Origin of the sequence: Pedobacter sp. MR2016-19 (assembly GCF_014947265.1) — a bacterium.
Taxonomy (GTDB): Bacteria; Bacteroidota; Bacteroidia; order Sphingobacteriales; family Sphingobacteriaceae; genus Pedobacter.
The window spans coordinates 61,243-73,769 of sequence record NZ_JADCNK010000016.1 but is presented as its reverse complement, the minus strand read 5'-3'; the positions used below and the strand labels follow the sequence as shown (position 1 = coordinate 73,769).

Below are 12,527 nucleotides of genomic sequence, written 5' to 3'. Positions count from 1 at the left end.
GGCGCTAATTCTAAAATAAAAATAATTGTATGTCAGACAACAGCGTTTCATTACACAGAGTGATTAAAGCATCACCGGAGAAGGTTTACCGTGCTTTTACCGAGCCTACAGCACTTGCATCGTGGATGCCGCCTTATGGATTTCTCGGTATCATTCATGGCATGGATATAAAGCCGGGCGGCACATTTAAAATGTCTTTCCAGAATTTCACTACAGGAAGTACTAACGCGTTTGGTGGAGAATACTTAGAGGTCGTTCCGAATGAATTGTTAAAATACACAGATAAGGTTGAAGATTCAAATCTGACTGGCACCATTGTAAACACCATCTGGTTCACTAAAACATCGGTTGGTACGGACTTAAAAATATTGCAGGAAAACATACCTGCGATGATACCTGTGGAGATGTGTTATCTTGGTTGGCAGGAATCTCTTGAAAAACTCATTAAACTTGTAGAGCCAAACATACCAGATGCTTAGCAAACCGGCAATCATGCTTATGGTTCAGTTTTTGTTATAATTCCAAATCTAAAAAAACGCACCATGAGAAGTAAATTTGCCGGTTTGGTTATTATGATGTTTGCTTCAGCATGTAATCCATTTCCAAAAAAAGATAGCCATCCGGAAGTGCCTTTAATTTCCGAATTACTTAAGGATCAGCGTAAGTTTAAGCTGGTTACAGACATGCAAAATTTAAGTGAAATCATCTTTTTAGAAGATGACAGAATTTTTTTGAAACCAGACAGAAGTGACGCTCCATTTAAAATAATGGACGTAAACAAACGGATCATTTTTGAAAACACTTATGATTGGGACCTTCCTTTTTTCATAGATAAGAAGGGTAATCTTTATTTTAATCGCAAGAAATACTTCTATCCGGATTATCGCAAATCCCAGGACTTCAAAAATGTAGTTTTTGCAGACAGCCTGAGTGCAAAGTCGGAAGAACTTAACATTGAAAATGACAGTTTAAAACTTTTGGCACTTCATAAATATGAAACAACACTTTTAAAAAGATACGGTTACAAACCTTGTGAATATGTAACTGTGCATCAGGAACGTTGTAATATTTTTGAAATAAAAGATGAAACACTATTTGTGCGCAATGACTATCTTTTTAACAGTGAATTTTCAAGAACTGCAAAAGATGTGAAGAAATTTGATGACGATGTGCTAATTCGATGGAAGCAAGGCACGCTCCCCTCTCCGGTATACATGTATTATTATAAGTTAGGCGACCTTAAGTTCAAGGTGGAGAACTTGATTCTGCCACAAGTGATTAAGTTGCATGACATAAAACACCTTTATTCCCCCGATTTCGGGTTGTATAGGATCATAGAGTAGTTGCCCTGACTTCTGCTAACGCTCTAGTATATTGATATTAAACCATAGAATATAGATGCGCAATTCTTCGTGCATTTTGGCTGCAATGATTACCTTGTATTCGTATTCCTCATCGTTCAATCCATTATGAAATGACCCGAACAGCCTTTATGACTAAAAAAATATTTACAATTTTTGTGCTATTTATCGCCTTATGCTCGTTTAGGAAAGGCTTTTTCCATCAAACACTGGGCGATATAGCCGCAATCGACTTTCCGGACAAACCTCAAACCACTGATACCTTAGGCCAACATTTACATCATTATAGTGATTCATCAGGCTTTTATCTTGCCGGTTTTGCTGATCTTACTACTAAAAGCGGTGCAGGTTTCAGTCAAAACGAACTTGACAGCATTTATTCCGGATTTATTGGAGGAACATTAAACACATCAAAGGGCGAACTTGTAAGTAAAAAGCCTTACCATATCGATGGATTACAAGGATATGAGATTAAATATGTAACCAACAATCCTAATCTATCAAATTTACGGTTTAAAAGGATGCTGTTCCTGAACAATCAAATGCTTTATGTTGATTTCTGGACGGATAAAGATAAAGACGAAAGGTCTAAACCCGCCCGGGAGCGATTTTTCAATTCCTTAAAGATTACCGCAAATAAGGCGAGCCGACAACAAGGTGCTTCCGAAATTGGAAATGTAGCATTTGGATTAGGATATATTGTCGGTCAGGCGATAGTATGGGTGGTATTGGCAGGAGTAATTCTCGTTGTTATTTTGTTTATAGTCAATAGAAATAAAAGACGGCCTATGTAGTTGCCTGGCCTTTTTGCATTAAATACTGTCTGCTGATCCGAAGCTCAGGCTTCTCTGTGAAAAGATATAAGCAGATCAGAAAAATCCACTCCAAAGGTTTCATTAGCAAATAGGTTAGGTTTGATAAGCCTTCATTATTGATTTTTTTTGATAAATTATATCCATACCTGTCGTAATTACGTCTGATGATCCTATGCATACGAGGCGAAAAGTCCTGGATCATTTCTTCAAATGCATTGGCAATCAGCAATTGGCGGTTTACCACAATCGTCCTTCCACCCCTAACACCCAGCCGAAGAGGTTTTACCAGCTTTGGACTCCCAGACACTGCAACAGTACACAAATAATGTCCTTTGTGATCCAGAACAGGTGGGTGCATTTGCCTCGAAAACCTCCAGGTCGTCGTATCCGTAAAGACTTTAACCATACTGTCTGCATCCTGTCCCAATATCAATAGTAAAACTGTCGTAATCAACATCACCGGAATGAGCAGGATCAGCCCCCACAGCGGAAGATTACTTTTTCGGGCCAGATAAAGATTCACCCTGTTTAAAAACGCATTAGCGTACACCCTTTCACGGGCTGCCACAGCATCTTTCCTAAGCACATGTAAAACCGTTAAGCCAGCTATTACAATACCTAGTACGGGTGTAAACAGAAACAAAAAAATGTGATCTGACCGATCATACCAATCAATACTTTTTGTGTTGTGCTCCGAGATTTGCATTAAAATCAGTACATTAATTACAATACCTGTAATGATAAAGCTAAGTGCCAGCACAGTGGCCAGGGGTGGCAAACGGGTGCCTTTAAGCCAAATCAAAATTAGCGCGCCATGAAAAGCAAAACAATAGCATGCGAGACTCAAAATATGTTTTTCCCCAAACGGGATGTAACACATACCATCTACAGGATCAATTGCAGTGAAATAATCTGCCTGGTGCGTCATTAGCCCAATGCAAAATGCGCATATCGAAAATACATAAGCAATCATCAAGCCCAGGCCCGCAGGACGAATAATCTTCTTAAACTGCCTGAAAATCAATACCGTCACCCCGGCAATCAATACGAAAAGTAATATCGCTAATATGATCATATTACTACTTATTTATAGTTCTGGTAAAAACTATTTTGTCAAAGGCCGGCTTTTTGCCTGTTCCCATCTGTTTGGTTAAGTAAATCACCCTGTTATGCGCTATTACAATCTCACTGTATGGCGCATGGTGCTCAGTTTCTTCGGGCATAACGAGTTTTCCATTTTTCGGCAGAGCCTTGTACACATCAGCACTTTCACGTTTCTGAAATTTTGGTGTCCAATCCATGATGGTGGCATAACCATACTCAAAATATATTTCAAGACACCTGCTTGTTTTTTTATTTGTCCATAGTCCTTCAAATCTTTTTTGATCTGTTTGCTTAGGCTTAAGAGCTGACTGCGCATTGATATTCCCGGTTGTTATCAACAAAGCCAGAAATGCGATAAACCACTTACTATCTATCATCATGTTTCTTATTATTAGCTAAGGTATGGTTTGCATCACAGTCATCGTAAAAACCTTATTATTTTTTATACACTATGCTACCTCATAACTGTCACCGCCATCAGCACCGGCTGCAGTAATAAATATTTCCTTCTTTCTTCCCTTGTATACCTTAACTTGTCCGATGTATCCCTATTGCCCTGTGATCTGGCATTGTATTCCACTTAGGTGATTCAGCTATAAAAGATCATGCTCCTGATCTGTGCCAACTGTTTGATGTTTTTTCGGCGGTTTCCATGCATTCAGTGTTTTATGCTGAATAAATTTCCGAATAAATTCCTGTTCCCGGCTTTTTGTTTTCCATATTTGGTCGATGAGGCTGATGGCCCGGGCAAAAATATTACCTACCTTAGCGGAAATATTTTGAACTGAATGAACGGTCTGGATCTCATACGTGTGCTGGCGGTTGTCGCCGTGGCGGTTTCGCTGATCCTGGGCGTTTTTCTATTTACGGTCAGCACACGCCACAAGCTTAGCAATGTGCTATTGGCGGCATTTATCCTGATCAATGGCCTGGACCTGAGCATGCTGTTTCTGGGCCAATGGCTTCAGCAATACCCTGGTGCGCTGGTGCTGCTGATCACCGTCTCCCTGTTGAACAACCCTGTTTTTTACCTGTATGCAAGATCGGCCTGCGATTCGGACTTTAGGCTCCGGCTTGTGCATTTATGGCATGCCGTTCCTTTTATCCTGATCAACGTTGAGCTGATTCCGAGGTTCTATCTGGCGGGGCACGGCGAAAAGCTCGGTATGCTCGAAAGCTACGCCAGCATACCCGAACTTGGATGGTTGATCGTTATCGGGAACCTGCAGTTCGTCTATTATATCACCGCGATATTCCTGGTGCTGAAAAAGTACAGGAAGCTGTACCAGGAAAACTATGCCGATCCGGCGATCATCACTTACCGCTGGTTGTTCCAGCTGGTAATGGTAGATACCGTTGCCCATAGCATCGTGCTGGCCAAGGACCTGTTGAAACTAGGCAACTGGGGCAGCTGGTCGGACAGCCTGCAGCTGCTGGTGGGGATCAATGCGGTGTTCATCCTGTGCTGGTTCGTATTCAAGGCACTTTACAATCCGGACCTGTTCCGGGGGGTCAGTTTCCGTCTGGAACCGCTGAGGCGGCAGGCCGTAACGGCCATTAATGAACAAACCCGGCAAAAGATCGATCTACTGAAGACATATATGCTCGAGCGGGAGCCTTTTCTTGATCCCTCGCTCACCATCCAGCAACTGGCCAGGCAGCTAAAGATGCCGATGAAGGAACTGTCCGTTCTGATCAACCTGCACCTGGGCCAGCATTTTTTTGATTTTGTCAACGGCTACCGTGTACGTAAGGCCATGGAACTCCTGCGGGATGATCTGCAACGGGAACGGACCGTGCAGGAAATCTTCTATGAGGTAGGCTTCAATTCCAAGTCCTCCTTTAACACCGCTTTCAAAAAGCTGACCAACCTTACCCCCAGGCAGTACCGGAACACCGCTCCAGCAGTGGATTAGCTAAAAGTACTACCACTAAATTGGTTCGACTTTCCGCATTCGGACGTTTTTGGCCTGCGCTGGCCACACCTTTGTCACATTCAAAAAAATGAGACATGAAAAATACAATGCTTAAGAACCTGGTTGTGATATTGCTGCTTTTGCCGATTCTGGCCAAACCACAGGCCAAACTGAGCGGCAGGGTGACCGATGAAAAACAGGCCGCCCTTGGATGGGCCAATGTGATGCTGTTAGACAGTGTTGGCAAGATCGCCAGTGGAACGACGAGCAAAGAGGACGGCTCTTTCGAGCTGCAGTCAGAACGGGCAGTTTTACCCTCAGGATCTCTGCGATCGGCTATACCGATTTTCGAAACGCCCTGCTATTGCGGGGCGATACCAGTCTGGGCAACATCTCCCTTAGGGCGGATACCAAAAGCCTGTCGGAGGTTTCCATTATCGGGCGCAGGAAACTGGTGCAGTTCACGCCGGGAGGACTGGTGTTCGATGTGCAGAACAGTGTTGCTGCCAGCGGGGGCAATGCGGTCAATGCCCTCAGTTCCGCGCCAGGGGTAATCGTGGAGAACAATATGGTCAGCATGCTGGGCAAAGGGGCTTCAAGGGTCATGGTAGACGGGCGCATGGTCGAGCTGTCGGGAGCCGAACTGATGGGCTTCCTGAAATCGATCCCTTCATCCGACATCAGGAACATTGAGGTTATCGGCAATCCCCCGGCCAAATATCAATCTGCCGGAAACGGGGGCCTCATCAATATCAACCTGAAAAAGGGAAGCGGGAATTCCTGGAAGAACTCGACCACGGCAACCTATGACCGGAACAGCTATGACGTTCTTTCGCTCAGCAATGTGTTGTTGTACAATAGGGAAAGGTTCAGGCTGTCCCTAAGTGGCAACGGCCAGTTGGGCCATTCCAGAGTTTCCCAGCGCCTGGATACCTATTATCCTTCCGGTTTGTGGAACCTGGACTATACGGGAAAGCAGGACGAAAATAAGCACTTAGGCCGTTTGGCACTGGATTATGACCTTAGTAAAAATACATCGGTAGGTCTGCAGTATTTTGGCAGCCGCCAGACCCCTGGCACCAGCGACCACACCGATATACTGATTCACAATGCTTCTGGAGGGCTGGATTCGGTGCTGGTTAACCAGGGCACCAGGATGCTGGGCTCGACCAGCCATACCTACAATGCGCATCTGGTCTCTACGCTGGATACGATGAAAAGAATACTCTCCTTTGATCTTGACTATTTTAGCTTCCGTTCAGGCTTTGATAACGATTTCAGAGCAACCGTCTTTACTCCTCAAATGGACTTTGTCCGAAATGACCAGAGCGCGAATAACAGCTCTGCGCAGCATATTGATAACTACAGTGCAAAGGTAGACATGGAACATCCGGTAAAGGGCTTGAACCTGGCTTATGGCGCAAAACTCAGCAGCATTGCCAGCAGTGCCGATGTCCGGTATTTCAATACCATCAGCGGCTCACCGGTTCCTGATCCCTCCAGGTCCAATTCCTTTTCCTACCGGGAGAACAACCAGGCCGTTTATCTCAGCGGTGCGGGAAACATCGGGCCAAAGTTTGGCCTGAACCTGGGACTGAGGCTCGAGAATACCCAGACCACCGGACGTTCCGCCGATTTGGCCCGGTCGACAAAGACCAGTTACCTCAAGCTCTTCCCCACCCTGGACATCACCTTTAAGGCCAGTAGCAGCCATAACTTCAGCATCAACTACGGCAGACGGATCACCCGCCCGGGCTTTGCCCTTCTCAATCCGTTCCGTTCCTATATCAACAGCAACAGCTATTCGGAGGGAAACCCTTTCCTGCAGCCCTCCTTCAGTGACAATTTCGACCTGACCCACAGCTATAAGGGGCTGATCAGGACGGAGCTCTTTATCAATAGGACCGCCAATGGGTTTGGTCCGATATTCACATCCAATTCTGACGGCAACACGCTGGTCATCACCCGGGAGAACTACTATAAGGGTCTTGATTATGGCCTGGGGGTAACCCTGACCAACGACATCACGCCCTGGTGGCAGAGCCAGAACCTGGTTTACCTGCTGGGTTCCAGGACCAGTTTCATCAATGGCATCAATGCCATTCCTTCTGATCAGGCACAGCTCTATCTGTCGAGCAACAATAGTCTTTCCATTGGCAAGAGTACCAAGGTACAGGTGGACTACCGCTATCACACTGCCTATACCAGGGGGCTTTATAGTTTTGGCAATCTTTTCAGTCTGAACCTTGGGCTCAGACAGAGCCTGTGGAAGGAAAAGGTTTCGGTGTCGCTGTTGGCCAACGACGTGTTCAACCGGGCCTACCTCAGGAACTATAGTTCTGTGGTCAACGGTACCAGGCAGGTATACAATGAGAACAATAGCAGCCGCTATTTCAGGCTGTCGTTCGCCTATAGCTTTGGCAATAAAGATATCAAGGTAAAACAAAGGGAGTTTGGAAATGATGAGGAGAGAAGGAGGACCAATTGAACGCCCTAATTCCCCGATAGGATTCCATGACGAGGTAAGCAGAAACAAGACCCCGTTTGCCCTTTAATTTTGATCATGACAACCCCGAAAAACCAAAATTTTAGTATCTTAGGATAATCAACAAGGGATGATCACCCAAATCGATCCATCTGATTAAAAAACTCCAAAAACAATATTCCAAATTCCACCTTCACGCCACATTTACCCCACGTTCAGGCCGCCTTCCGGCCAGGTCTGCTTCGTACCTGCTTGCACTCAACTTTACACTTGCTTCGGTTGAGTTATAGTCCTCGTGTAGATTCGGTAGGTCAAAGATTTGCGTCACTTTTGATTGGCGGGTTAACTATAGCTAAATGAAAGGTAAGGAGAAAGTTAACCTAAGGTATTGTTGGTGTATAGCTGTGTCGGAGCAGCCCGCACAAAGGGGCAATAAACGGCTATTCGGGGCTTTAGCATAATGAAACCTTTTTAAAGTTAAAAGGGTTCGAATCCTATTAAGTCTATCCATAAAAATAGATCAATACATCAATTAAACATGCTTAAAGCCACTTTAAAAATACTAAAAATCAGGTGCAATTTACTTCGAATTTCAGAAAAATAGCCATTACTGAGCTGTATAAACGAAAAAAGAGGCTTTTGCCTCTTTTTTCAGTTTTTAACATTTTGTGTCGGAATGGCAGGACGAAAACCCATCTATATAACAAATTGAATATCAGAATCTTACTCACCCATAATTTTAGTGGTGCTATAATAGGGGATTGCCTATTTTTAGCCCAATTTCAGCCAGGAAAATAACATTTCTACCAGGGTATTTTCCCAGGTCTAAAACTATTTAACTGGCATAAAGTTAATTAAAATAGCACATTTTTAGTCAAAATTTTACCTATTTCTTATCTACACTTACAGACAACTCCAATATAAATAAATTTCCATTCTCCATCGCTTATTAATTTAGTCTTTAGACAGTCGGCTTTCATTCTCAAAATCCTGACTAAGTTGGATAGCCTGAATTAATCTAAGTGTAAAACACAATAAACATTGTTCTGTCGGCCCGTGTGGATAATTCTTTTAGAAGCAGCTCAGTGGTTTGGTTATCTTTGAAGCCTCAGGCTGAACTGGGAACAAAAGCCTAAAAATGCCATAAGGTTAATTCTAAGCAAAAGCTTCTATTCATATGAGAAATGCACTTATTGGTTACACTTATCAGCAGCAAGTGATCAGCCTGCTTTTGGGAAAGATGGACGTAGAACGAAAGATATCTTCCCTAGTTATGGAGGCTCAGGAAGGGCATCAGTTCGATGATGTTAAAATCACTTTGGAAGGGGTAAGCTACTGTTTCCAGACCAAGGATATTTTTGACCTTAAACGCTCGGATCTCAAGATTGAGGGAAATGCACTCTTGATCCGTGGCAAACCCCACCTGCTCTCGGATGGTGTGAACATCCTTTTTGCAAAGGGTATTAAACTTAAGGCAGACCATCAGGTACTCGGTTTTCAGGCGGAAGACTTCTATGGCTTACACCTGGTCTCTATGGACCGATTGGAAATGGAGGACCTGCTGGAAGAATTATATAGTGACAATTATTCTTCGAGATTTAGGTTGGACCGGTTTTTAAAGGATAGGCTTGATGCAAGGGAGTTCGAAATCTCCTCCAGTCAACTGCCGAGCATCGAAGTATTCAGTACAGTGCTAATTGAACCAACGATCGATCTGGCAAGGGAGGTACTCGCCTTTGAGAATCTACTGCTGATCGAAGGCAAACCGGGCTCAGGAAAGAGCCACTTAGTAGCTAACCTCGAAAAGCGCCTAGACCCTGTACTGGTTTACCGTTTTTGGATCTCCAACCAGGATAAGGACTACCGCGAAAGGCTCCGGTTTGCCAACTTCTTGTCCGACGTGAGCAAAAAACTCTTTGACGATATTCTGCGCAGATCCGGGGACGAAGTTATCGCAGGACTAATTAAAAAAGGAAAAACGCTGATCATTGACGGACTGGACCACGTGGAAAATTATGAACCTGAGGATCTGGAAGATTTTATCTCCTTTATCGAAAAGGCTAGTAAGCTGGTCAAGATCATCGTCCTGAGCAGGCCGCTGACCAGGAAGCTGGAATGGAAAAAACAGGCACTGGCAAACTGGAATGAGGTGGAGACCAGACGGGTATTGGCCGAACTCTACCGGATTGATAGTTATCAGACCTGCAATGATATCTACCTGATCACTGCGGGCTATCCGATATTGGTGCGTTACATTGCAGAGCATTTCAGGAGGGACGGTAGCTTGCCGGAATTGAAGCAGATCAGCGATGTGAATATCTATTATAACGGACTGATCAAAAGCCAGAAAGGCAAGCAGGCCTTGGCAGTTTTCTTGTGTTGCAAGGGTTTCCTGATGCTCAGTGAGCTGGACATATTCCTTGAACAATATCCCGCCTCCTATGTACGGGAATTCATCCAGGAGCATCCCTATCTGTTTGAAATCAGGCTCAACAGGGTGTCACTTTTCCATGATAGTTTTCTCACTTTCTTGAGGATAACCGGTATCGGCAATAACGAATTGATATTGCATGTGGGCAGGATCGTCGCCGATTCACTGCGCAACGGAGAGAAAAGATTCCAGTCCCGTTTCGGTCTTTTTGAGATCGAGCCGGCTGACCGCCTGGTCATCATCAGGCAATATGCAAATATCTGTTATTTTGAGGAACTGATGTCGGGTGTCGTAGATTTTGAAGCAGTAAGGGGATTTTATGGACATATTCGGGATTGGCTTGACGAAATGGAAGCGGAGGATCTGGACCTTGTGGGATACTTTGATCTTAGCATGATTTTGAACATTGTGATCCGTGATCACATCTCGGCGATGAATGCATTTCATTTTACCCTAGTCAAAGCTTTACTGGAAAATGGCTATCATGAGGAAGATGTGACCAGCAGTGGCTATCTTTTCGCGATGCTATATTTTATAAGGACTGATGACGGTACTCTAATGTTCAACCTTAATGCTGATAGCAATTACGAAATCAAGGATTTTTACCGGAATCTCAGGTCAGAGGTACAGGAAGAGGTCGACTATTTTTACCGGCATACCAGGATACTAAGCCCCGTGCGTATCAAACGGGCCCTTGCGGATACTAAAAACCACCACTGGGAACAAGACCTAGTTTATATCTTAGAGAATCTTTACATATACAGGAAAAAGGTGAAACAGAATGGCGACCTTTTAGATATTGTATCCACTTATCTGAAAGGAGACAACTCTTGTAAACAACAACTAAAGGAACGCCTACCCTATCTTTCTCCGCACCAACCGGATTGGATATTGGAAAACGTTAAAAAGAACCTACAGTCCCTGGGCCATCTTGAAGATGAAAACGACTTCCTTTTGCTTTCGCTACCCGAGTATATTGCCAGGCATATGGATAAAAGCAGCTTTACACTGTGCAATGGCATCCACAGTTATCTCAGACTTGCCCTGGAGCAAAAAAGGAAGGTGGAGATCGGCGCATTGTCGACATTTTGGACAAAATACTATATCCGCCGTGACCACTCCCTTAACTGCCTGGATCAGGTACTCAGCGTTTTCGAAGAGAAGGGAATCATCGACTGGAAGGTATCGGTCGGTTTCATCCATCACCTGCAGGAGATATCTGAGAAAGGTTACCATAGTCTGTTACAAGAGTATATCGTCCAGCACCCCCTATCTTTTTTGGCAGATCTGATCTCTGCTTTTGATCCCGAAGCGCTCATCATAGACTGGTTTGAGCTGCCAGTTAGGTTTATCAATGTATTTCCTATCGGTTTATTCCAGATCGGCGTTGGGAAGCTGCTCAAGTACCATAACTACGACCGGGGCATACCTTTACGGGATGTCACCAATTTGCTAAACTCTGATTTCAACGGGGAATTCCGCAGGATCGTCAGGCAGTATGGCTATTCGATATCTCTGGAAGCAAATGATGATCAGGTTAATAGGCTCAAAACAATGGGTTTTCCCATAAAAACCTATGAGGATGAACGGCCCGGACATGCTCAGCGGGATGGGGAGAAAAGGTTCTCTGAAGGTATTTTAACCCATGAAAATAAATCAGTGATCAAACAGAAAGGCCTGGTCGCGTCCGAAGTTGCGGGATTTTCAAACAGCTATGGGGCGGTACTCACTGATCCGGATCTCTTTGATGCCTTCAGCAGTACAGAAATCAGCGCAAATATAAACTCAATGCTCCAACGTGCACTATGTGCACGTGGCGTCAGCTCAAACTGGCATCAAAGTGTCTGGTTTGTACCAGGCACCATGCTTAGGCTGATAAAGGAACATCATATCGGTACAGATTACCGAACGATGCTAATACACTTCAAGATTTTCCTGAACCTCTCGGGATTCAGAGGATATCTCGAAAATCCGTTATAGTTTTCGTTGCCGCTGATGCGTTTGATCACCTATTTATTATACACTATCATTACTTTTAATTCTACAATATGAACATGGTCCCGGTTATAACATATAAGGATATATTTCCAGGCGAGATACCAAGTCTTGAACAGCTACTATCGGATATTCCATCGGAACTTATCGTCAGTATCGTCTGCGCAATAAATGCCGAGTTACACCTAACCATAAATAATATCGAAATGGGCTTATTAGAATAGTGTGAACCACTGGATTAACCAACTGTAAAAAAATCAAATCCCATCTTTACCTGAAATCTTCATTATGGAAACCTCTTAAGCCTTGATACGGAACAATATTCTAAATGAATTTTGCTCAAATAAAAAAAAGGAAATCACCCTCTCACATAATTAGGAAATTTCCTATTTTTACAAAAAATAAATTAGGATATTTCCT

Annotated in this window: 8 protein-coding genes; 6 read left to right on the top strand and 2 right to left on the bottom strand. The window is 43.9% G+C overall.

From position 1 onward, the window contains the following. The first annotated feature begins 29 nt into the window (after positions 1-29). The 3 genes from IM793_RS18335 to IM793_RS18325 all read left to right on the top strand — a co-directional run bounded on the left by IM793_RS18335 (position 30) and on the right by IM793_RS18325 (position 2,155). Positions 30-479, top strand: a complete 450-nt coding sequence (locus IM793_RS18335; protein WP_193423842.1) for an SRPBCC family protein — start codon at positions 30-32, stop codon at positions 477-479. A 63-nt stretch (positions 480-542) separates the two neighbouring features. Next, positions 543-1,343 carry a hypothetical protein gene (locus tag IM793_RS18330; protein ID WP_193423841.1) on the top strand — a complete coding sequence of 267 codons (801 nt, stop codon included), beginning with the start codon at positions 543-545 and terminating at the stop codon, positions 1,341-1,343. Positions 1,344-1,492: 149 nt separating this feature from the next. After that, a complete protein-coding gene (locus IM793_RS18325) occupies positions 1,493-2,155 on the top strand; it encodes a hypothetical protein (RefSeq protein WP_193423840.1) in 663 nt (220 codons plus the stop codon). Here IM793_RS18325 and IM793_RS18320 read toward each other — a convergent pair. Together IM793_RS18320 and IM793_RS18315 are read right to left on the bottom strand one after the other, a co-directional pair. After that, positions 2,148-3,251: a DUF6688 family protein gene (locus tag IM793_RS18320; RefSeq protein ID WP_227256311.1), complete on the bottom strand. Its 1,104-nt coding sequence runs from the start codon at positions 3,249-3,251 to the stop codon at positions 2,148-2,150. The two genes, IM793_RS18325 and IM793_RS18320, sit on opposite strands and share 8 nt — an antisense overlap. Before the next feature lie 4 nt (positions 3,252-3,255). After that, positions 3,256-3,660, bottom strand: a complete 405-nt coding sequence (locus IM793_RS18315) for a hypothetical protein (RefSeq protein WP_193423839.1) — start codon at positions 3,658-3,660, stop codon at positions 3,256-3,258. A gap of 408 nt (positions 3,661-4,068) precedes the next feature. Between IM793_RS18315 and IM793_RS18310 the strand changes: the two genes are divergently transcribed. From IM793_RS18310 to IM793_RS18300, 3 genes are all read left to right on the top strand, one after another. Further along, the gene (locus tag IM793_RS18310) at positions 4,069-5,196 is read left to right on the top strand and encodes an AraC family transcriptional regulator (protein ID WP_193423838.1); all 1,128 of its coding nucleotides are present in this window, start codon (positions 4,069-4,071) and stop codon (positions 5,194-5,196) included. A gap of 211 nt (positions 5,197-5,407) precedes the next feature. Further along, entirely contained in the window at positions 5,408-7,684 is a 2,277-nt protein-coding gene (locus IM793_RS18305; protein ID WP_193423837.1) for an outer membrane beta-barrel family protein, read from the top strand. Positions 7,685-8,858: 1,174 nt separating this feature from the next. Beyond that, a complete protein-coding gene (locus IM793_RS18300) occupies positions 8,859-12,092 on the top strand; it encodes a hypothetical protein (RefSeq protein ID WP_193423835.1) in 3,234 nt (1,077 codons plus the stop codon). Positions 12,093-12,527 lie beyond the last annotated feature (435 nt).

What these genes read in the sequence shown, in the direction of transcription:
- IM793_RS18325 (WP_193423840.1), top strand. Translation starts at nt 1,493, where the DNA reads ATGACTAAAAAAATATTTACAATTTTTGTGCTATTTATCGCCTTATGC.
- IM793_RS18300 (WP_193423835.1), top strand. Translation starts at nt 8,859, where the DNA reads ATGAGAAATGCACTTATTGGTTACACTTATCAGCAGCAAGTGATCAGC.
- IM793_RS18315 (WP_193423839.1), bottom strand. Translation starts at nt 3,660, where the DNA reads ATGATGATAGATAGTAAGTGGTTTATCGCATTTCTGGCTTTGTTGATA.
- IM793_RS18330 (WP_193423841.1), top strand. Translation starts at nt 543, where the DNA reads ATGAGAAGTAAATTTGCCGGTTTGGTTATTATGATGTTTGCTTCAGCA.
- IM793_RS18310 (WP_193423838.1), top strand. Translation starts at nt 4,069, where the DNA reads ATGAACGGTCTGGATCTCATACGTGTGCTGGCGGTTGTCGCCGTGGCG.
- IM793_RS18305 (WP_193423837.1), top strand. Translation starts at nt 5,408, where the DNA reads ATGGGCCAATGTGATGCTGTTAGACAGTGTTGGCAAGATCGCCAGTGG.
- IM793_RS18320 (WP_227256311.1), bottom strand. Translation starts at nt 3,251, where the DNA reads ATGATCATATTAGCGATATTACTTTTCGTATTGATTGCCGGGGTGACG.
- IM793_RS18335 (WP_193423842.1), top strand. Translation starts at nt 30, where the DNA reads ATGTCAGACAACAGCGTTTCATTACACAGAGTGATTAAAGCATCACCG.